Origin of the sequence: Desulfosarcina variabilis str. Montpellier, from assembly GCF_048565275.1 — a bacterium.
GTDB classification, from domain to species: Bacteria; Desulfobacterota; Desulfobacteria; order Desulfobacterales; family Desulfosarcinaceae; genus Desulfosarcina; species Desulfosarcina variabilis.
Map to the genome: position 1 here is coordinate 5351234 of NZ_CP159846.1, position 21713 is coordinate 5372946.

A 21713-nucleotide genomic window follows, 5' to 3' on the forward strand; every position below is an offset into this window, starting at 1 on the left:
CAATTTATTAACAGATCACTCGGCTAGCGTTGTTGTTGGATGATATCGGGCCATGGCGGCGCGTTCCCCCCATGGCCCGGTTGATATCGTTCAATGACCGATGGTTTATCGCTTGTTATTTCACCGGTTCCTTTACTATTTCACCAGTTCGTTCAACAAAAGAATCGGATCGACACCGGGTCGGGCGTAGTCTTTTGGCTCTGCGCCCTCGGGAAGCTCGATTTCCTTTAGCACCGTGATGAATTCTTCCGGTTGATCCAACCGATCCAGATACCACAAATCTGAGCACAGTTTCGTCAAAACGCTGTTGCCATAATCCGGACAGCCTGTGTCTGCGCTTAGTTTTTCAAGTACAAGAGCGATCCAGGGACTCGAGCTCGTTTCTTTCCAGTAAATCACATTGCGTGCGGTTTGGGCCCATTCCGGCCAAGCAGCGATATCCTCATCGGTCGGGAAAGTGACGCTATAGCCCTTTTTACCCGGCGTTGTATTTAACATCACCATTAGTGCATCCTCTTTGCAGGATGGACTAACGCCCTGTACAAAATAGCTCCCACCGTTATCTATCGGATAAAAGCCTTTTATATACTGCGCCATGAGAATCCCCCCGGTGACGCCGGGACAATAGTGATCGTGGAATTCAAAGGACCGCACGGCATAGGCCGGTGCGTCCTTGGCCACGGCATTACAGATGGTCACGATCCTGAACTCATTGCCCCCGAAAATGCTGTTGCTGAACTTTTCAGCATACAACTCGGCGTTCTCAAAAAGATGCGCGGCGTTGATCTGCTCTATCACGGCAATGGAAAAAATCGACTGCCTGTCGCCTTGACCATAGCCCAGGCCGCTGTTCAGTGCATCCGGGTCCACCTGCAGATACACACAATAGCCTGAACGTTGATGATAGATCGCAAACCAGAGGTCCTTCCCAGCTGCGCTGTGAATCTCCACCAGGCTGTTGTTGCCCCGGCTGACCCCAAGGGTTCGGCTCAGTCCGTCCAGTGCGCCCATGGTGACTTCGCTGTAGACTTCCGCATAGCCCGCGTTGCTAAGGGCGATCAGATCTTTCGAATTGATCCAGGACACCTGTTCCTTTAGCATCTGGACCGCTTTGAGCGACGCTTTGCGCCCCACGGATTTCCAATAGGCATAGTCGCTGTCCGCGTAAGACGCATCAACCGTCTGGGAAAAAACCAGGCCGACCATCAGCGTGAGCATCATTGTGAGCAATATCGTCGTTGACGTTAGAGCATTCTTCTTTCGAAACATGGAAATCTCCTTTGCTTGAATTCGCGCTTGGGTAAAATACCGCGCCAGGGTGCATTCGGCGCACCGTGGGAGAAACCTTCCTTGTTTCGTTATAACGGCCTGCGGCGTTAGCCATGTTCATGTGCGATCGATGGTGGATCGATACCCATTCGTGGATATCCGCTTCCTTGATACCCTTTTTTATCGGATGATATTGGGCCATGGTGGTACGTTCCCCCCAATGGCCCGGTTGATATCGTTCAATGCACGATGGTTTATCGCTTGTTATTTCACCAGTTCGTTCAATAAAAGGATCGGATCGACACCGGGTCGGGCGTAGTCTTTTGGTACTGCACCCTCGGGAAGCGTTATCTGCTTGAGCTCGGTGACGAATTCTTCCGGTTGATCCAACCGATCCAGATACCACAAATCCGTGCACAGCTTGGTTAATACACTGTTTCCATAATCCGGGCAGCCGGTATCATCGGCCCACGTAAATCCAAGCACGATAGCGACCCAGTTGCCGGTATCCGGATCTTGGCGATAGATAATGGTGGCGGCATCGCTGGCCCATTCTGGCCAGGCGGCGATATCTTCATCGGTTGGATAGGTGACGGCGTAACCCTTTTTTCCCGGTGTTGCGTTCAACATGCTGAGCAGGGCATCCTCTTTGCACCAGGGTTGAACCGACTGCACAAAATAACTGCCGCCACTACTCAGAGGATAGAAATCCCGCATATAAAGGGCCATAAAAATACCGGATGTGACGCCAGGACAATAGTGGTCGTGGAATTCAAAGGACCGCACGGCATAGGCCGGTGCGTCCTTGGCCACGGCATTACAGATGGTCACGATCCTGAACTCATTGCCCCCGAAAATGCTGTTGCTGAACTTTTCAGCATACACCTCGGCGTTCTCAAAAAGATGTGCGGCGATGATCTGCTCCATCACGGCAATGGAAAAAATCGACTGCCTGTCGCCTTGACCATAGCCCAGCCCGCTGTTCAGTGCATCCGGGTCGACCTGCAGATACACACAATAGCCTGAACGTTGATGATAGATCGCAAACCAGAGGTCCTTCCCAGCGGCGCTGTGAATCTCCACCAGGCTGTTGTTGCCCCGGCTGACCCCAAGGGTTCGGCTCAGTCCGTCCAGTGCGCCCATGGTGACTTCGCTGTAGACTTCCGCATAGCCCGCGTTGCTAAGGGCGATCAGATCTTTCGAATTGATCCAGGACACCTGTTCCTTTAGCATCTGGACCGCTTTGAGCGACGCTTTGCGCCCCACGGTTTTCCAATAGGCATAGTCGCTGTCCGCGTAAGACGCATCAACCGGCTGGGAAAAAACCAGGCCGACCATCAGCGTGAGCATCAATGTGAACAATATCCTCGTTGACTTTAGAGCATCTTTCTTCTCTCGAAACATGGAAATCTCCTTTACTTGAATTCGCGCTTGGGTAAAATGCCGCGCCAGGGTGCATTCGGCGCACCGTGGGAGAAACCTTCCTTGTTTCGTTATGACGGCCTGCGGCGTTAGCCATGTTCATGTGCAATCGATGGTGGATCGATACCCATTCATGGATATCCGCTTCTTAAAAAAACCTGCCTGGTTTTACCTCCTTTCTCGTGCAGGGAAAAAAAGGTTATTGAGTCTTCATAAGACCAACGACCGCCCAGGGATTACTGCCCGCCCGGGTAATCGCATTGTAGCGCTTTTCATCCAGATTGAATTCGGCAGACGTGGAGACAAACCGGTCCGGCTGGTCCAGATGGTCAAGGGCGGCCAATACCATGGCCGCCTTGGGCGTGTCTTTGGCAGATAAGGCACGCAATGGATCAAAGCTAAAACTCAAGGCAGCACCTCGGCCGCGCTTCTGCTCGGCATCCCAGACCAGCACCATGCCTGCCGGATTGGCAACACTGATCTGCTTTTTCTGGTCATCGGAAAGCGGTTTGACCACCAATCCTTTTTTACCGGGCGTGCAATCCATGACCACCTGAAACGCATCTTCCTTGCACCACACCGGGCAGGCGACCACGGTGTAGCGTTCACCGTCTTTCAACGGAAAATGGTCGAGAATATAATGGGCCATCAGATAGCCCGAGGTAAGCCCCGGGCAGATATGGTTGTGCAACTCGGCGCTTTTGAGAAAGTCGTACGGTCCCCCCTTAGCCCAGACATTGGCCAGGGAGGCCAGGGTGAACATGTCCCGTCCTGCATGGTAGGTATCGATTTTCTCCCAGAAAGCCGCCTTGGAGATGGTGTCCGGGCCGATATTGACCGTGTCGGTCACCCAGTTGCTTTTCTCCCGGCTGATGATAACGGCCTGGCCATCGGTCTTGCGAAACAGCATCAGGCGAAACGGATGGGATTGAGCCCGCTGGAAAAACAGCAGGTTGCCCTTGCCAACAGTGCAACCGGTTTTCTCCTGGGCCTGATTCAGCCAGGGTAGCGCATTGGCACCATCCACTTTAATGTAAGGGGCGTTGGTGAGGACCAAAAGGCCGACATCTCCTTTTGACAAGTTCAGATTTTGCAGGGCCTGGGAAACATTCTCCTCGAAAGTATCGGCAAATACTTGGCCACTAAAGCCGACGCTCAGCAAAAGGACAAGCGTAAAAAATAGACGGGTAAGTCGTTGCATGGTTTTCTCCTTTTTTTCTCACACGCAAATTTTGCTTTTAGCCATTAGCCGTTAGCCGTTATCAGTGCGTCTGGCCTTCCAACCATAGAAAAATCCGCACAAGCCGAGAATCACTGACAACCCGGCGATAATTCCAGGTAAACGGCCCATTTTACTCGATGCCGTTGGCCGGGCTGTTTTTTCGACTGTTTCGGATTGTTTTCCGTCTGCTTCAACGGTGAACTCCAACGCCAAACGATGGCCCATACCGTCGCTGACCACGGCCGTCCAGAGACCGGGCGTTTCTGCTTTGACGATGAAGCACCCATTGCGATCGGTGCGGCCGGTCTGAAAGGCAATCTCTGATTGGGGTTCTTTGATTTCGACCTCAGCGTAGCTCATGGGTTCACCGTCATCATACATGGCGGTGATGCAATGGGCGTTGCTTTGTTCTACGTATCCCTCGACCCCATGGCACCACCCCGTGGATACGGTCAAAATGGAGGCCACCACCATACTGCTCACTATCAGAAAAAGAGTTTTCATTGCGTTATCCTTTCAAACACAAAATCATCCGGTTAATTGCCAATCTCTCAGAGCCTGTTTGAGATTTCTTAACCAGGCTCTCAGGGTTGGCATTTTGCATTGACACTCCCTTCATCGGCAACCAAGCTGTCTTTTGGCTGTTGCCGACGATTAAAATAAAGATATGCGCCAATCCCCAAACCAATGGTCCCAAGTCCGAACAGGGCCGTCATCGGCCGACTTTTGATGGAGAAAAAAATGATCCAAAGATTGCCTAAAATGAACAACAGCGGCGTCAACGGATATCCAAAGGTCCGGTAGGCCCCGGCAGGAAGATTGGATCGACGCCGGATGCACATCAATCCGATGACTGTCAGCATGGCAAAAAGCGACAGGGTAAAACCAATGTACAGTAAAAGACTGTCAAAAGAGGCAGAGACCACCATCACGATGGCAATGGCGGCCTGCAGGCAGATGGAAGCCGTCGGGGTGCGTCTATGCGTGTCCAGGCGACCGAACACAGGAAAAAACAACCGGTCCTGGGCCATGGCATAATAAATTCTCGGCCCGGTCAGAATCATGGCGCTCAGCACCGACAAAAGCCCTATGGCCACAGCGCCACTGAAAAGTCGACTGGTACCCGCACTGAAAAGAGCCGCCGCTGATTTGGCGCCGATTTCCAGCACCCCCTGCATGGCCGCCGGTGGCAGTGCATACACATAAACCAGGTTCAGCAATACATACAAAATCACCACGACACTGGTGCCGGCAAGCAGGGACAAGGGAATATTTCTCTGTGGATTGACGATCTCGGCCCCTAGATAGGCAGCGGCGTTCCAGCCGCTGTAGGCAAAGGAAACAAAAATCAGGGCCACGGCAAATTTCTCCGACGACCAGGGATTGGCTGCAGTAACCGAAAAATGGTCGGTGGACCCCTTGCCCAGCAATAAACCGGCGCCGATAAACAGAACCACCAGAATAATCTTGAACAGGGTCAATCCGTTCTGCACGCGACTGCCGATGCGCAGGCTGTGGTAGTGGATCAGGGAGAAAACGATAATCACGCCAATGGCGGTCAGGGTCAAGGGTGACAGGGTCACCAATTGGACGCCGGCCAGCGTGAGAACAGCGCCACCCCCCTTTATGGGAATGGAACAGGTCTTGAAAAAATAGGTGGCAAAAGCCATGGACGCCGCTGCAATAGGAGCCGAAAAACCGACGATCAGGGAAATCCAGCCGGAAAGAAAGCCCACCGGCCGGCCCAGACTCTCCTTTAAAAAAACATACTCACCGCCGGCCTGTGGGAACCGGGCCCCCAGTTCGCCGTAACAAAGGGCGCCGCACAGGGCGAACAGACCACCGCACAGCCAGCACCAGAGCAATGCCCGCGGGTCACCCAGCTCGGCCATAATAAAGCCGGAAGTCGTAAAAATACCCGTGCCGACCATGTTGGCAACGACTAGGGCTGTTGCTGAAAACAGCCCTAGTTCTCTTGTTAATCCATTTTTATTTTCTGAAACGTTCATGTTCTGGTGTCCTGTCGGGGATCTACATCGACGGATTGCGAAAAGCCTTATTTCATGAAATCACCGACATAGACCAGGTGCTCAAAGGGGAATGGTTTATCCTTCGTCTGCTCGACAATCGTATCCAACCGTCCCCTGACAATATTCTCTTTTTGCTTGTAGCCGGCATGGAACACAATGGCGATGGGCGTATCGGCAGGATAGTGGTTTTTCAACCGTTCCACCAATTGATCGAATTTGGTATGCATGGTGAAAATAACCATGGTGGGATGGGAAGCGGCCAGCTTGTCGATTTCGCGGTACGTGGTCAGCACCGTCGAATGGCTGGATTTGCCCATCATGATATCCTTGCCCATGGCGGCGTTGGCGGCATTGAAACAGCTCACGCCGGGAATGACTTTCGGTTGCAGATCCTTGAACTCCTCAAGGTACCAACGGTATGGGCCGCCATAGATCATCATATCGCCGCTGCCCAAAATCGATACCGTTTTACCTGCTTCAACTGCGGCACGAATTGTTTTAATCAGTTGTGCACGGGATTCTGCACTTATTTGGCATTCGGCCCGCTGTTTGGGATCCTTGATGGATGCGCAATCTTTACGATACTTGCGCCATCCGGCCATGGACTGGTCTACTATCGTTTTGCCCTGCAAATACTCGGCAAATTCCGATTGGGTCTGGTTTCGGCAAACAATAACATCGGACGCTTTGATCGTATTAATGGCCCGCAAGGTGATCAGGTCCGGGTCGCCGACACCGAGGCTGACCAGATAGAAGTGGCTTTCGGCATGTTGGTGGGCCAGGACGATTTGGGGTCCGGCCGTCAGAGCAATCACCATGCTGAAAAAAACAACCCAGATTATATTTAGTTTGTTGGTTCTCATTTCTTCCTCCATCAGCAATGCGTTAAACCGATTAACTGTTAATTTTTTTGTTTGGTTTGCCAGCGTTAATTGGGAACTTCCAACGTAAAGGCCATGTTGTACATATACTCATCACAGGTTCCCGCATCAGCAAAGGGACAGTGATGTGAAAGCATGACCATCCAATAGCCTGATTTTTTCATAGGCAGAACGGCCTTGCCTTGAGCGTCGGTATGGGTCTCCACCGGGAAATGTTTACCGTGTCCTTTCTTATCCATCTTTTTCTCTTTGTTTTTGGCGGCCGCTTGATGGGGAGCGATATCATCGGCCTCGAATCCGGCATAGGTGGCTCTGACTTTGGCATCGGGAAGCGGTTTGCCGTCAAACAGCAACTGAATGGATAGGGCCTCACCCGCTTTAATTTGATCGAGATTGGTTAGTGGAACGATCTCCAGGCGCTGGCCGGCCTTATTACTGAAATTTTTATCGCTGTCACCGGCGATGAGCACAGCCTTGGCCTGAATGAAAAAATTGGTGCACTTGATGGGGTTGGCGATCTCTTTTTTATTTCCCCATTTGCGACCTTCCGGGGTGGTCGTGAAAAACCCCGGTTTGATCTGGGCCGTGATCAGCCAGGCCCCCGGCTCGTCGATCTTAAGCTGATAAAGGGCTGCCGACACCTTGGACAAATCAATGGTTTTACCATCAGGGGCCACGGCCGTGATGGTTTCCACCCGACCGTCCTTCACCTCTTGGTCAACCCGGTTGGCCGAATATTTGTGCCCCCATCCGATACCGATATCGACGGTTGTGCCCACCTTGGGAAAATAATCGCTTGGATTAAGCCACAAGTTATGGGCATGGGCCGCGCCACCTACGATAACCGAACAAAATACAGTGACCATTAGTACGATGTAAGTCTTTCGCAACATTTCAATCCTCCAACACAGATAATCAATAGTTAGTGGGCGACACGCCCCCCATCAGCCAAAAAATCACCCACATAAAGCAGATACTCGAACGGTAGCCGGCCGGTTCCCACCTGATCCTGAATCGTTCCTAAAGTGCCCTGCAGTACCCGCTCCTTTTCAGCATAACCTGCGCTGAACACAATGGCCACGGGGGTGTCCGCAGGGTAATGGGCGGACAGGCCATCGATAAACGTCTTGAACTGCGTGCGCATGGTAAACAGCACCATGGTACTCTGATGGGCGGCCATTTCCTCAACCGACCATCCGGAAGCCAGAATCACTGAATGGGACTTTTCGCCTTCGGTAACGCCGGCTTTGAGGGCCGCATTGGCGGCGTTGAAACAGCTCAGGCCCGGGACCACTTCGGTATCAAGATCGCTAAGTTCGGTCAGCGACCATGAGCAAGGCCCGTAGACCATAGGATCACCGCTGTCGAGCATGGCCACGGTCTTGCCATCGGCAACTGCGGCACGCACCATGGCGGCGAATTCTGCCTGCTTTTGGTGATATTCATCGCAACTCATGCGCCCCCGGGTTTTTTCGGTTTTTGGAACATCGCTGCATTTTTTACCATAAAAAGGAAAAAGGTGGTTATAACCGGTATGAATTTCCTTGCCGGACAGGACGTCTTTGAATTTTTCCTTGAGTCGCTCATGGACGAAAATCAGATCCGCCGCTTCGATGATTTTCTTTCCCCGCAGGGTGATCAGATCCGCATCGCCGGGTCCCACCCCCACCAGATAAAACTTGCTCTTGCCAGAGGCGCTGTTTGGCGTCGCCTTGCATTGCGCATGGTCAAGGGTTTGTCCCACATATATAATGGAGCGCATTTGATCGATGCCGGACAGGTTTTTGGTAAAGCCCTTTACCGTACCGATCGTTATCTTTTCCTGGCCGACCATTCCCGCATTGCCAACGATGGCCACGGGTGTATCGGATGGATAGGAACGTGATAGACGTGCAAACAAATCCTGCATGTCCCGAGGCATGAAAATAACCATGGTGGCCCTATCGTGGCCGGCCAATTGCTCGATGGTGTCCCGGCTTCCCTCCTTGGTAAATGGCGCCGTAAGCATCACTTCTCCCAGGCTGACCTTAAGGGCCGCATTGGCGGCGTTAAAGGCGCTGAGGCCGGGAATGACCGTTGGGTGGAGGTTTTTCAGTTCCTTCACGCTCCACAGATCCGGCCCGTAAATAGTGGGATCACCGCTGCTGAGCAACACCACATGCTTGCCTGCCGATACGGCGGCCCTTACCAACTGGGCGAATTCGGCTTGCTTATCATGATATTCCTCACAGCTCATGCGTTGACGGGATTGATTCCGTTCCTTCACCTGGCTGCAATCCCGGCCGTAAAAGCGAAACAGCACGCCGTACCCGTCCAGGACCTGTTTGCCGCTCAAATCAACATATGGAGACAGCTTTTCACGGGTTTTCGAACTGCAGAAAACCACATCCGCATGGCTGATCGCCGTAACGGCCCTGACGGTCATGAGATCTCCGTCCCCAGGCCCGATACCCACAATTTTAAAGCTTCCCATAGCGCTTGCGGTAGGGCTCTGGGGCGCTGTAGAACTTGGGCCCGCGCAGGCCGACAGAAGGACCCCCAAAAGGGCCAGCCCCATCCATGCCATGACGATTCTTCTCTTCGTATGTGTGCTTTGCATATCGATCTTCTCCATAATTAAACGGTCCTGTTCCAGCGGTTTGTGCGATAACGGGATAGGATCAGAACTTTACCCTGAAAGAAGCGCCGAAAGTCCGGTCAATGGCCGGCCAGCCTTTGGCGTTTGAGTATTCTTCGTCAAACAGATTCTTGACATAAAGGCTCAACACGCCGTCATGAAACCAGCCGGCATTTTGGAAAAGGGTTTGCTGTACGCCGAAGTCGAACAGATTATAGGCCGGGATATCGGTGTATCCGTTGAATGTGGAAGTACCATCAGGATTATCCGTCCAATCTTCAGTAACCTCGTCGTCCTGGTAAGAATAGTCGAGCAGCAGCATGGTGTTCTCAAACAGGTTATAGCGCAGCCCGGCCCCGATCCGGTTTTCGGCCCGCTGGTCCACAACTTCATGGCCACCGGCATCGTCACCGTCATATCCGAAATCCTGCCAGGCCCAGGAGGCATAGAAAGAGAGGTCGTCGGTCAGATGGCCGCCAATCTGCAGCCCCACGCCATTACGTTCCACCGTGCCTTCCAGATTGTCGCCGCCGGACATATAATCATCGATCATATAAAGGGAGTAGTCGATCTGGAGCGCGATATCCCGCCACAATCGCCGCTGAAGAATCAGGTCATAGCCCATGCCGTGCTCGGGTTCCATCTCACGTCCAATGGGTCGTCCCCGGGCGTTGTAGGTGCCGTGGGCGTCGGGGGCGTGCCAGATCTTGCTGACGCCGGCGGACAGCGAGGTGTCCCGCAGCCAGGGTGTCAACTGGTCCATTTTCCAGGTGAGGAAGGATTTGGGCATCAGGTCGGAAAAATGGCGGGGCGGATCCAAGGTGTCGGTTACATTGTCACGTATCCAGATCTTCAAATCCTCATAGCGTGCCCCCACCGTGACCTCCAGCGACGGCACAATGGCCCACCGGTGCTGAAGGAAGAAACCCTGCTTGTTGATGCGCTTGGAACGGTCCTCTGGCTGGTCGTCGAACATCTGGACGAGGTCATAACCCACGGTGGTGGTCTGACTGGGAGTCCAGTCGATGGCATCCGTGATTTTGCCTCCCTGGGTCCACCAGTCGGTGTCCATTTCGGTTTTTTGCGTTTCGAGCGTGGTTCTAGTATCATCAGTATATTCATAATAGCTACGCAGGCGGTTATCCTCACTATAGAAACCGGTGATGTCGAGCCGGCCTGTGGGCAGGGATTGCTCGTAGTTGAGGCGGTAACTATCGGAAGTGCTGTCCCATGTGGATTGTTGCCTGGCGTCGAACACACTGCTGGTGCTGTCATTGATCACGGTGGGGTAGTCCGGGTCGTAATCACTGCCGTCGTAGGCGGGGTTACGCACGGGCTTTTCTCGATCGACATCCGAATGGGAAACACTCAGGGTGATGAAACCATCGTAGGGCAAAACGAAGCCAAGGCGGCCGTAGAAGATATCCTTATTCATGGCGCTGTTACGCAAATACCCATCGGTTTCGTAATGCTGGTAGGCAAAATCATAGGTAAACGCAGATATCGCCCCCTCCAGGGAAGCGGTGCTGTTCCATGTGTCATAGGAGCTGTAGCTGCTGCTCAAGCCGACATCGGGCTTCAGGCTGTCCCGACGCTCGGGGGCCCGGCTTATGAAATTCAGCACGCCGCCGATGGCCTTGCCGTCATACATGGCCGAGTGGGGCCCCGGAAGGATCTCTATTTTTTCGATCAAAAAGGCCGGCAGCATCGAATAATCCACAATATTACTGGATTTGCGCCCGCCGGTTTTCTGAATGGTGGCACCGTCCAGCGCCGTCACGAAGCGTGTGCTATCGAAGCCATTCAGGTAGACGCTGTCGACGCCCGGATCAAGGTCGTTTTCACCCCGGAAATCGACGGCTGCCTGGGTTTTGAGCACATCCAGGACACTGTCGGACGGCGCCACGGGAATGAAATCGTCCATCTCGATAACGGTTTTGAGAGGCTTCGTTTCAAGGCCCGGTGCCCCACTTTTTCCCGTAACCACAATATCTTTCAATTTCTTCACGTCAGAATCCGTTGCCTGTTCCGATTGCTTGGCTGGTCCGGATTCTGGTTCAGCCTCTTGCGCAAACACAGGCCAACTGCCACCGGTGCCAAGTACCAAACACCCCCAAACCACGACTGCCCAAGTACGAATCCATCTCATCTTCCTGTTCTCCCCTCGTAAATTGTTGCAAGATTTTAATGGTCCCAACCGGCAAGACGGCATCTTAAATTGACGACGGGGCAGTTTCGATGTAAAAATAAAGAAGCTGCCCCACTACCGGGGACGCTATCCTAAAGGCAGCCTAAACGTCCTGGCGGGGATGCGGCTGCCTTTTTTCTGCCGGCCATATTCTCATCTTCAGATCCGGCTTAAATGCGATAAAAAACAGGATTGTGCTCAAAAATAAAAAAGCCACAAAACAGGACACCAATCCCTGGCCTTCGGGGGTCCCTAGCCTTCGTGGCTCATTAAGTGTAATATTCTTTAATAATAGGTTAAAACGTTATTGAATACCTATCGGGTGCTGTCGCCTTCTTGGCAAAATTTTCTTTTTCCACCTGACAGGATGTGGGATATAGCCCATATTCACTTCCGGGTCAAGCGTGTAATAGCTTACTGGATAATAGATCTTAAATCACCTTTTTTTCTCTTCTCCGGTTAAACTGCAGCCACAAAGAAAGAAAGTCTCGTTGACTGCCAAAATCGGTCTCAACTCTTGGGAACTTCAAACGTAAAGGCCATATTGTACATATACTCGTCGCAGGTTTCCGCGTCCGTGTAAGGGCAGCGGTATGACAGCACAATCATCCAGTAACCGGGATTTTTCAATGGCAACACCGCCTTGCCTTGGCCATCGGTTTGGGTTTGCAAGGGAAAATGGCGATGATGTCCTTTTTTATCCCCTTTTTTCTCTTTAGGGGCCTGCTTGTGGGGGGCAATATCTTTGGCTTCAAACCCGGCGAAGGTGGCGTTGACCTTTGCATTGGGAAGCGGTTTTCCATCAAACAGCAACTTGATAGTCAGCGGATCACCGGGCTTCAACTGCTCGAGATTGCTCAGCGGGATGATCTCAAGGGGTTGCCCGGCCACACCAGCAAGGTTCTTGTCTTTCCCACCGGCGATGAGCACGGTTTTGGCCTGGATATGGAAATTGGTGCACTTGATGGGGCTGGCAATCTCTTTCTTATTGCCCCACTTTCGGCCTTGCGGTGTGGTTGTGAAAAAACCCGACTTGATTTTGGCGGAAATCAAATACGCCCCCGGCTTGTCGACTTTAAGCTGATATCGGTCGGTCGACACCTTCGTCAAATCAATGGTCTTACCATCGGGATCCTTGGTCGTGATTTCCTCCACCCGGTCTTCCTTTATCTCCTGGTCAACCCGACTGGCCGGATACTTGTGTCCCCAGCCGATACCAATGTCAACGGTCGCGCCGACCTCAGGGAAGTGATCGCTTGGATTGAGCCATAGGTTGTGGGCCAGGACAGGCGGGCAGATTATCATCATCAAAACAGTGGCAAACAGCAGAATGATAGGGCATTTGGTTTTCATTTTTTTCTCCACGGGGTGTTGGTCTTTTGTCGGGTTTCGCGCTGCTCTACCCGACCTACGACTAAATCGCTATCGCAATCGATTTATTACGATACCGATTGCGATAGTATCCTAATTGACCTGTTGGTCACCTTTCCCATCCAGAAAATCGCCCACATAAAGCAAATACTCAAAGGGCAGTCGGTCCGGACCGACTTCTTCGAGAACCGTTCCCAGGGTACTATGCAGCACCCGCTCGCGTTCGGCATAACCGGCACTGAATACGATGGCTACCGGCGTATCCGCGGCATAATAGGCGGAAAGGCCGTCGATGAATTTCTTGAACTGCGTACGCATGGTGAAAAGCACCATGGTGCTCTGGTGCGGCGCCATTTCCGCCACCGACCATCCGGAGGCCAGGATCACCGAATGAGATGTCTTGCCTTCGGTAACACCGGCCTTCAGGGCCGCATTGGCCGCGTTGAAACAGCTGAGGCCCGGTACGACTTCGGTATCCAGGTCACTGAGCTCGGTCAGAGACCATGAGCAGGGACCGTAGACCAAAGGATCACCACTGTCGAGCATGACCACGGTCTTGCCTTCAGATACGGCTGCCCGGGTGAGCGCGGCAAACTCGGCCTGCTTTTGATGATATTCCTCACAGCTCATCCGCTCCCGGGACTTGTCAGCGGGTGAAACATCGGCGCACGACTTCCCGTAAAATGGAAACAGCCGATGATATCCGGTGATGACATCTTTACCGTCCAGGTACTCCTGAAATTTATCCTTGAGCCGCTTGTGGGCAAATATCATGTCCGCCGATTCGATGATTTTCTTTCCCCGAAGGGTAATCAGGTCCGGATCACCCGGGCCTACCCCCACCAGGTAAAATTTGCCTTTGCCGGCGCTGGCCAAGGGCACTGCCTTGCATTGCGCACGTTCCAGGCTCTGGCCCACATACACAATCGAGCGCCTGCGATCGATGCCCGACAAATCGGTGTTGAACGTTTCAACCGTTCCCAGCTTCACTGTCTGTTGGCCCGCCATGCCGGCATTGCCCACGATGGCCACCGGGGTGTCGGCATGATAAGCCTGCGCAAGCCTGGCAAACAGATCCTTCATATCCCGCGGCATGAAAATCACCATGGTGGATCGCTCATGACCAGCTAGCTGTTCGATCGTATCCTTGCTGCCTTCTTTTTTGAAAGGCGCCGTGAGAATCACTTCTCCCAGGCCGACCTCGAGGGCTGCGTTGGCTGCGTTAAAGGCACTAAGACCAGGAACGATCTTGGGCCCTAAGTCACCCAGTTCCTCAAGGCTCCAGATGTCCGGCCCATAGATGGTGGGATCGCCGCTGCTGAGCATGACCACGTGCTTGCCGGCAGCGACGAAATTTCTCACCAGTTGGGTGTATTCAGCCTGCTTTTGATGATATTCCTCGCAGCTCATGCGTGCTCTGGATGAAGTCTGTTCTTTTACCTGGCTGCAATCCTTGCCATAGTAGCGAAACAGGACCCGGTACCCGTCAATGACTTCCTTGCCGCCAAAATCTACGTAAGGGGACAGTTTTTCCCGGGTTTTCGCACTGCAGAAAACCACATCCGCATTGGTGATGGCCGTAACGGCCCGGACAGTCATCAGATCCCCATCCCCAGGCCCGATGCCCACCACCTGATAGCTTCCCGCAGGCGTGGCCGTTGACGCGTCCTGGCTGTTGGTTGCAGGCGGGGTGTGGGCTGTGCAGCCGATCATCATGCCCAACACCAGGATCAAAAGCAAACTGACACGCAACTTCTTTTTTCTCATTCGTTTGACCTTCATGTGTCTTTCTCCATTATTCGTTTAACCATCATCCGGCTAAAAGCTCAGGCGCAATGTCGCGCCCACCGTGCGATCAGCAGCCGGAAAACCGGAGGTTTCGTAATAGGTCGCATTGAGCAGGTTTTTTACATAAAGATTCAAGCTGGCCTCTTCAATCGGCCCTTTTTGCTTCCACAGGACCTGCTCGATGCCGGCATCAAAGGTATGGTAGGCATCAATTTCCACCTCTTGAAAATAATATTCATCGTTTTCAAGTTCTGTGTAGTCCTGTGTGACTTCGTCGCTTTGATAGCGGTAGTCCAGCATCAGCTTGGTATTTTCGAAAAGCTCGTATCGCAGACCGGCGCTTAATCGGTGTTTGGCCCGCTGGTCTAGCTCGGTTTGAGCCGCTTTTTCATCTCCCTGGTTGTCAAAATCCTGCCACGAGTAGGCCAGATAAAAGGAAAGTTTGTCCATGAGGTGACCATTTAACTCAACATCCACCCCATAGCGGTAAACCTCGTCCAAATTGATCTTGTAATCACTGTAATCGGAGGCTGTGTCATAAGCGCTGTTGGTGGCAATAAAGTCATTGATATCGTAAAAGGAGAAGTCAATGGAGAACTGGATGTCATTGAACAGGCGGCGGTTGAAAATCAGATCGTAGCCCATCCCGTGCTCCGGTTCCAGAAACGCACCAGCCGGTCGGCCCTGGGGATTGTAATCACCATGGTAATCCGGAGCGCGCCAGATCTTGCTGATGCCAGCCGAAAGCGAGCTGTCACGCAGCCAGGCGGCCATGTCGTCCATTCGCCAGGTGGAGAAGAATTTCGGCACAAACTCATCCCATTCACGCTCGATGTAGCGATCGAAGCTGCTATTGTGAAGCTCTCCTCGGGATTCATTGCTAACCCAGATCTTGACGGCTTCGTAGCGCCCTCCTAAGGTCAGGTCGACATTGTCCAGGATCCCCCAGCGATGTTGAAGGTAACCGCCCTTTTTGTTGATGCGTTCCGTCTTGTCATCATCGAGCCCCTCATCATAGAGTTTTGCCATGTCGAAACCAATGGTGGTCTTGTGATGCTCCGACCACTCGATCTCATCCTGAAGTTTGCCGCCTTTTTGCCACCAGTCCGTATTCATCAGGCTGGGCTCGGTGTCCCCCATGTCTTCATAGTAGGCCCGTTGGCGATTGTCTTTGCCAGTGTAGGCGCCTATTTTAAATTTGCCGATGGGGGTGGGCTGCTCAAGGTCCATTCGGTAGTGGTAGGACTCCCCATTCCAGGTCGGCTCCTGATACGGGTCAAAGGCACCATCTTCCGTGGCCGGATAGCTGCTGTCATAATCGCCATATTCTCCCCCAGGATTGTTGACCGCCACATGCCTGTCGGTATCACTACTAGACGCGCTGACGGTCACAAACCCATTGGCGGGCAAGAGATAGCCCACACGGCCGTATACGGTTTCAATATCAGTTTCGCTGTGTCGCAGGTAACCGTTGGTCTGATAGTGGCGGTAGGCGGCATCATAGGTAAAATTCTTTATGGAACCGCTCCCGGTGCCAACCATATTGACCGTCGCATAGGAACTATAGCTTGAAGTCAGAGACACATCGGGTTTCGCGGTCTCGTGGCGCTCGGGCCGTCGGGTGACCATGTTGATCACCCCGCCGATACTCTTGCTGTCAAATAAGGCTGAGTGAGGGCCGGGAAGGATTTCGATCTCTTTGATCATAAACGTGGGCAGCAGTGCATAATCGACAATATTGCTCGATTTTCGCCCGCCTGTTTTTTGAACCGTTACCGAGTCGATGGCGGCCACAAAACGCTTGGCATCAAAGCCCCGCAGAAAAATTGAATCAACCCCGGGATCCTGGTCCGTTCCGCGAAAATCCACGGCGGCCTGGGTCTTGAGCAGATCCTGAATATTGCTTTTATCGCCACCGATAGACGAAAAGTCATCGACGTCAATAACGGTTTTTTGGGGGCGAATCTCGAACCCCGGCATTCCGCTTTTTCCCGTGACTACAATATCTTCCAGTTTCTTGACCGACTCCGAATCAGTTTTCTCATCCTTTTCCAATTGTCTGGCGGTTTCGGAATCCGCATCCGCCTGCTGAGACCACGCGGGGCTGCCGCCAATCACACCAATTACAAAAACAACACTGACCCACATTGCACATGCACCTAACCATCTCATTTTTCAACTCTCCCCCTCGTCAATGGTTCACACTCAAGGTTAATGAACAACCGGCAAAACAGCATCTTGAATTGACGCCGGGGCAGCTTCGGTGTAAAAAAAAAGAAGCAGCCCCCGTTTGCCGGGGACGCTATCCGAAAGGCAGCCAAAACGTCCTGGCCGGGATGCGGCTGCCTTTTTTACTCCTCATTTCGGGTCCAGCTTAAATACAGTACAAAAACAAATAGCCACAAAAACTGAGCACCGGCACCCATCCCATACTTCCCTGGCACCAGCCTTCGTGGCATAGTGAGTGTAAAGTCTTTAATGATTAAATAAAGCGCGACTGAGAATCTATCCGGTGGTGTTGTCGCCTTCGTGGCGAATTCGTTTTTTCACCAAACAGATTGCGCGATATAACGCATATCCACTGAGGGGTCAAGCTCACAATGAAGTACAAAATCGTCGACATCGATTGTGGTTTGGGTGGGCTTGACATCAAGCCCCTGCATCCCGCTTTTCCCCGTAACGAGAATATCTTCCAACTTCTTAACCGACCCTGCATCAGAATCCGATACGGGTTCCTATTGCTCGGTTGTCCCGGATTCTGACGCGTCTTGTTGCGCATAAACAGGTTCTCTCCGTCGGCCGCAGCGTTTACGATCCATAAAAACAAAAAAGCCACAAAAAACAGGGGCACCCTTTTTCTTACCTTCGTGGCCCCCCAGCCTTCGTGGCTTAGTGAACAATCTATTTGGATAATAATTTTCTAAAACGGTACTGGCTGTCTATCGGGTACTGTCGCCTTCTTGGCAGACAGGTTCGATTTTACCCGATAAAGAACGAGATATAGCTCATATTCACTGCCGGGTCAAGTGCGTAATGGGTTACTTAACAACGGCCGGAACAGATCATTTTTTTCCTATTTGACGGTTTGTTTCTCGAGTAGTACAAAAGAATTGACAAACTAAAAAAGATCATCTAGTAGAATGCTCGTCTTTTCCCTCTCCCCGGCTGATTGACGGACAACAAAGAAAGACGCGATTGGAAAAATCATTCTTCTTTATACGATTGCGTGTGATAGATTTCAGGTCTTTGCATTGGCAGATGAGAAATTGTCATCAACGCTTTTCAAAACCCTTATTGATAATCATTGTCATCTTTTTGCTGATGGGCGGTTGTGCTGTCGTGGGACCGGACTATTTGCCGCCCGACATTTGTACACCGGATAGCTGGCAGGCGGATTTTGGCGGCGCTGAGGACGTCACGGCGCCGGATCCGTCTCGTCTGGAATCCTGGTGGGCCAATCTGCACGACCCGATCCTCTCTGATTTGATTGACCAGGCATTGGACCAGAGCCTAGACTTCAAACAGGCTGTCTCACGGGTGCGCGAAGCCCGCGCCCGCCGCGGCGTGAGTGATGCCGACGGGTTTCCCATACTGGACCTGTCCGCCGACGGCACCTGGAGCCGCAGCGGCACCCAGGCGGTGCGGCAATCCTTTGGCGGCGCCTTTGATGCCGGATGGGAGCTGGATCTTTTTGGCGGTGTCCACCGTGCCAAGGAGGCAACCCTGGCAGACCTGCAAGCCGAGGTGGCCAATCTGGCCGATGTGATGGTCTCGTTGACGGCCGAAATCGGTCTTAACTACATTGATATGCGGACCTATCAGTCACGCCTGGCCGTGGCCAAGGCCAACCTGGCCACGCAGCAGGAAACCTATGAGCTTATCCAGGGACGCTATGCTGTTGGCCTGAGCAATGAACTGGCCCTCCAGCAGGCCCGCTACAACCTGGAAAGCACCCGCAGCCGAATTCCCAGCCTGGTGACCGGGGGAGCCGCCGCACTCAACCGCTTGACCGTGTTGACCGGCAAACCGCCGGGCACGCTCAATGCGCTGTTGACCCAGCCGCATCCCATTCCCACGGCCCCCATCACCATTGCCGTGGGCATTCCGGCCGAGGCCCTGCAACGCCGCCCCGACATCCGCAAAGCAGAACGGGATCTGGCCGCTCAAACCGCCCGCATCGGTGTGGCCGAGGCTGAGCGCTATCCAAAGATTCGCCTTTCCGGTTCCATCGGCCTTGAAGCCGGCAAGCTGGCGGACCTTTTAGATGGTTCGGCCCTGTTCTGGAATCATGGACCGCGCATTTCCTGGAATATTTTTGATGCCGGGGCCATCCGCAACACCATCAAGGTCCAGGAAGCATTACAGGAACAAGCCCTGATCGCTTATGAAACAACCGTGCTGGAGGCATTGGAAGATGTTGAAAACGCCATGACCGCCTTTGCTCAGGAGCAATTGCGGCGCATGCGACTGATGCGTGCAGTGCAGTCCGCCCAGATCGCCGAAAAACTCTCGCGTGATAAATTGTCGGCCGGGCTGATCAATTTTTCCGATGTTCTGGATGTTCAACGCACCCTGCTTTCCTTTCAAGATCAACTGGCCGAGAGTGACGGAAGCGTGACCGCCAACCTGATTCGGCTCTATAAAGCATTGGGCGGCGGTTGGTCGCCATCCATGCTGGATAAAGGAGCATCAACCCCGTGAACGATCTTCGCCCCGCCCCGGATTCCGAAATTACTGAAACCCTGGCCCTTGATAAAAAATCGGGTCATCGCCGCCTTGTCGTATTTGGCTTGGTACTTCTTCTTCTCATTCTTGCCGGTGTGGGATTCTGGATCTGGCGTGACCGGAACATGCCGGATGTTCGCACCCGGTATAAAACCGAGGTGGTCAAACGCGGCGCACTGACGGTCACCGTGTCCGCCACCGGCAATCTGGCGCCCATCAACCAGGTTGAGGTGGGCAGTGAACTGTCCGGTATCGTAGAAAAAGTTGTTGTGGATTTCAATGACCGGGTCAAGATCGGGCAGCCCCTGGCCATCCTGGACACCAGTAAACTCAAGGCCAAGGTCCTGCAATCCAAAGCGTCGCTGGCATCGGCACGGGCCAGGGTACTCTCGGCCCAGGCCACGGTCGAAGAAGCCCGCAACCAGGAACAGCGTCTGCGCCGTTTTCGTGAAATCAGCGGGGACAAGGCGGTTTCACAAAACGACATCGATGCCGCGGTGGCGGCCATGCACCGTGCCCTGGCGGACAAGGCCATGGCCGAGGCGTCCGTCCAGCTGGCCCAGGCCACCCTGGAAGAGGACGAAACCGATCTTTCCAAGGCGGTGATCGTTTCTCCGGTAAACGGCATTGTTCTCACGCGGGATGTTGAACCCGGACAAACCGTGGCCGCGTCGCTGCAAGCACCGGTCCTGTTCACCCTGGCCGAGGATCTGGCCCGTATGGAACTGATCGTTGACGTGGATGAAGCGGATGTGGGCGCGGTCAAGGAAGGGCAACCCGCCCAGTTCACCGTAGATGCTTACCCCAATCGTCGTTTTCCGGCGCATATCACCCAGGTACGCTATGGCGCCAACGCCCTTGAGGGGGTGGTCACCTACGCCACGGTGCTCAATGTGGACAACTCGGATTTGACCCTGCGGCCCGGCATGACCGCCACCGCGTCGATCACGGTTCATCAGATCGACGATGCCCTGCTCATCCCCAATGCCGCACTGCGCTTTTCTCCGCCGACCGACCAGCGCGCCGGCACCAGACAACGGGGCAGCCTGATTCAAAAACTCCTCCCCCGTCCTCCTCATCGTAGGCCCAGCCGCCGACCGGCACGCAAAACAGAACAAAAGCAAAACCGGGTCTGGACGCTGCAAGGCGGTCAACTCACGCCGGTGATGATCACCATCGGCGCCACGGACGGATCCAAAACGGTCGTCACGGGAGGGAATCTGCAAACCGATAATCGGGTGGTCGTCGAGCAGGTCAGGGTAACCCGATGACCGCCACACCACTCATCCGCCTGGACAAAGTCACCAAACAGTACGGCCGTGGCCAAGCGGCCATGCTGGCCCTTAAGGGCATTGATCTTGACATTCAGGCCGGTGAATTTGTTACCGTGATGGGCCCCAGTGGCTCGGGCAAGTCCACCTGCATGAACATTCTTGGATGCCTGGACACGCCCACCAGCGGAATTTTCTATTTCCAGGGGGTGGATGTCGGCAAACTATCGGCAGATCAACGCACCCTGCTGCGCCGGCATTACCTGGGATTCGTGTTTCAGGGCTTCAACCTGCTCAATCGCACCTCGGCTCTTGAAAATGTGGAACTGCCGCTGGTCTACCGCAGCATTCCAGCCGTTCAGCGGCACCGCCGGGCCCACAGTGCCCTTGCCGCCGTAGGGCTGTCCGGCTGGGAAACGCACACACCGTCGGAGCTGTCCGGCGGGCAGCAACAACGCGTCGCCATTGCCCGGGCTCTGGTAACCGATCCCAAGGTCATTCTGGCCGATGAACCCACGGGCAACCTTGATTCGGCCCGCAGCCGGGAAATCATGGAACTGCTCACGGACCTGAACCGAGAACGCGGCATCACGATTATCATGGTTACCCATGAATCGGAGATGGCTGCTTACGCCAACCGCCGGATTCATTTTGTGGATGGGCTGATTGAGGGGGGGGTAGTTGGTTAGTTAGTTAGTTAGTTAGTTAGTTAGTTAGTTAGTTAGTTAGTTGGTTAGTTGGTTAGTTGGTTAGTTGGTTAGTTGGTTAGTTGGTTAGTTGGTTAGTTGGTTGGTTGGTTGGTTGGTTGGGTTTGTTGAGTTCTTTGGGTTTGTTGGGTTCTTTGAGTTTGTTGAGTAGTTGGTTGTTGGTCGTTTATCAATGACAGAATCCCTTCAACCTTACACCTTAAGCCTATTTTCACCGATAAC

General features: G+C 53.3%; 15 protein-coding genes. 3 read left to right on the forward strand and 12 right to left on the reverse strand.

Going from position 1 to position 21713, the window contains the following annotated elements; translation table 11 throughout:
* Positions 1–135: 135 nt before the first annotated feature.
* From Dvar_RS24210 to Dvar_RS24265, 12 genes are all read right to left on the reverse strand, one after another.
* The gene (locus tag Dvar_RS24210) at positions 136–1269 is read right to left on the reverse strand and encodes an FmdE family protein (RefSeq protein ID WP_419655692.1); all 1134 of its coding nucleotides are present in this window, start codon (positions 1267–1269) and stop codon (positions 136–138) included.
* A gap of 264 nt (positions 1270–1533) precedes the next feature.
* Positions 1534–2673 (reverse strand): FmdE family protein, encoded by a 1140-nt coding sequence (locus tag Dvar_RS24215; RefSeq protein WP_419655693.1) that lies wholly within the window; start codon positions 2671–2673, stop codon positions 1534–1536.
* A 217-nt stretch (positions 2674–2890) separates the two neighbouring features.
* The gene (locus Dvar_RS24220; RefSeq protein WP_419655694.1) at positions 2891–3892 is read right to left on the reverse strand and encodes an FmdE family protein; all 1002 of its coding nucleotides are present in this window, start codon (positions 3890–3892) and stop codon (positions 2891–2893) included.
* 51 nt (positions 3893–3943) lie between these two features.
* A complete protein-coding gene (locus Dvar_RS24225) occupies positions 3944–4417 on the reverse strand; it encodes a hypothetical protein (RefSeq protein ID WP_419655695.1) in 474 nt (157 codons plus the stop codon).
* An 80-nt stretch (positions 4418–4497) separates the two neighbouring features.
* A complete protein-coding gene (locus tag Dvar_RS24230) occupies positions 4498–5922 on the reverse strand; it encodes an APC family permease (protein ID WP_419655696.1) in 1425 nt (474 codons plus the stop codon).
* Between the two features lie 47 nt (positions 5923–5969).
* Positions 5970–6806 carry an SAM-dependent methyltransferase gene (locus Dvar_RS24235; protein WP_419655697.1) on the reverse strand — a complete coding sequence of 279 codons (837 nt, stop codon included), beginning with the start codon at positions 6804–6806 and terminating at the stop codon, positions 5970–5972.
* A 65-nt stretch (positions 6807–6871) separates the two neighbouring features.
* Positions 6872–7717 carry a DUF4198 domain-containing protein gene (locus Dvar_RS24240; protein WP_419655698.1) on the reverse strand — a complete coding sequence of 282 codons (846 nt, stop codon included), beginning with the start codon at positions 7715–7717 and terminating at the stop codon, positions 6872–6874.
* Positions 7718–7746: 29 nt separating this feature from the next.
* The gene (locus tag Dvar_RS24245) at positions 7747–9423 is read right to left on the reverse strand and encodes an SAM-dependent methyltransferase (protein WP_419655699.1); all 1677 of its coding nucleotides are present in this window, start codon (positions 9421–9423) and stop codon (positions 7747–7749) included.
* Between the two features lie 61 nt (positions 9424–9484).
* Positions 9485–11590 (reverse strand): TonB-dependent receptor, encoded by a 2106-nt coding sequence (locus tag Dvar_RS24250; protein ID WP_419655700.1) that lies wholly within the window; start codon positions 11588–11590, stop codon positions 9485–9487.
* Positions 11591–12139: 549 nt separating this feature from the next.
* The gene (locus Dvar_RS24255) at positions 12140–12982 is read right to left on the reverse strand and encodes a DUF4198 domain-containing protein (protein WP_419655701.1); all 843 of its coding nucleotides are present in this window, start codon (positions 12980–12982) and stop codon (positions 12140–12142) included.
* Between the two features lie 111 nt (positions 12983–13093).
* Positions 13094–14782 (reverse strand): SAM-dependent methyltransferase, encoded by a 1689-nt coding sequence (locus Dvar_RS24260; protein WP_419655702.1) that lies wholly within the window; start codon positions 14780–14782, stop codon positions 13094–13096.
* 36 nt (positions 14783–14818) lie between these two features.
* Complete coding sequence (locus Dvar_RS24265; RefSeq protein WP_419655703.1) at positions 14819–16960, reverse strand: TonB-dependent receptor; 2142 nt, start codon at positions 16958–16960, stop codon at positions 14819–14821.
* A 1086-nt stretch (positions 16961–18046) separates the two neighbouring features.
* Here Dvar_RS24265 and Dvar_RS24270 point away from each other — a divergent pair.
* The 3 genes from Dvar_RS24270 to Dvar_RS24280 are packed head-to-tail and all read left to right on the forward strand — an operon-like array spanning position 18047 to position 21473.
* Positions 18047–19489, forward strand: coding sequence for an efflux transporter outer membrane subunit (locus Dvar_RS24270; protein ID WP_419655704.1), 1443 nt, complete (start codon positions 18047–18049; stop codon positions 19487–19489).
* Entirely contained in the window at positions 19486–20784 is a 1299-nt protein-coding gene (locus tag Dvar_RS24275) for an efflux RND transporter periplasmic adaptor subunit (RefSeq protein WP_419655705.1), read from the forward strand. Before Dvar_RS24270 ends, Dvar_RS24275 begins: the two co-directional genes overlap by 4 nt.
* Entirely contained in the window at positions 20781–21473 is a 693-nt protein-coding gene (locus Dvar_RS24280) for an ABC transporter ATP-binding protein (protein WP_419655706.1), read from the forward strand. The genes Dvar_RS24275 and Dvar_RS24280 overlap by 4 nt, the downstream gene beginning before the upstream one ends.
* The last annotated feature ends 240 nt before the right edge of the window (positions 21474–21713 follow it).

Coding starts and splice junctions, on each gene's coding strand:
- Dvar_RS24210 (WP_419655692.1), bottom strand. CDS start 1,269: ATGTTTCGAAAGAAGAATGCTCTAACGTCAACGACGATATTGCTCACA.
- Dvar_RS24215 (WP_419655693.1), bottom strand. CDS start 2,673: ATGTTTCGAGAGAAGAAAGATGCTCTAAAGTCAACGAGGATATTGTTC.
- Dvar_RS24220 (WP_419655694.1), bottom strand. CDS start 3,892: ATGCAACGACTTACCCGTCTATTTTTTACGCTTGTCCTTTTGCTGAGC.
- Dvar_RS24225 (WP_419655695.1), bottom strand. CDS start 4,417: ATGAAAACTCTTTTTCTGATAGTGAGCAGTATGGTGGTGGCCTCCATT.
- Dvar_RS24230 (WP_419655696.1), bottom strand. CDS start 5,922: ATGAACGTTTCAGAAAATAAAAATGGATTAACAAGAGAACTAGGGCTG.
- Dvar_RS24235 (WP_419655697.1), bottom strand. CDS start 6,806: ATGAGAACCAACAAACTAAATATAATCTGGGTTGTTTTTTTCAGCATG.
- Dvar_RS24240 (WP_419655698.1), bottom strand. CDS start 7,717: ATGTTGCGAAAGACTTACATCGTACTAATGGTCACTGTATTTTGTTCG.
- Dvar_RS24245 (WP_419655699.1), bottom strand. CDS start 9,423: ATGCAAAGCACACATACGAAGAGAAGAATCGTCATGGCATGGATGGGG.
- Dvar_RS24250 (WP_419655700.1), bottom strand. CDS start 11,590: ATGAGATGGATTCGTACTTGGGCAGTCGTGGTTTGGGGGTGTTTGGTA.
- Dvar_RS24255 (WP_419655701.1), bottom strand. CDS start 12,982: ATGAAAACCAAATGCCCTATCATTCTGCTGTTTGCCACTGTTTTGATG.
- Dvar_RS24260 (WP_419655702.1), bottom strand. CDS start 14,782: ATGAAGGTCAAACGAATGAGAAAAAAGAAGTTGCGTGTCAGTTTGCTT.
- Dvar_RS24265 (WP_419655703.1), bottom strand. CDS start 16,960: ATGAGATGGTTAGGTGCATGTGCAATGTGGGTCAGTGTTGTTTTTGTA.
- Dvar_RS24270 (WP_419655704.1), top strand. CDS start 18,047: ATGAGAAATTGTCATCAACGCTTTTCAAAACCCTTATTGATAATCATT.
- Dvar_RS24280 (WP_419655706.1), top strand. CDS start 20,781: ATGACCGCCACACCACTCATCCGCCTGGACAAAGTCACCAAACAGTAC.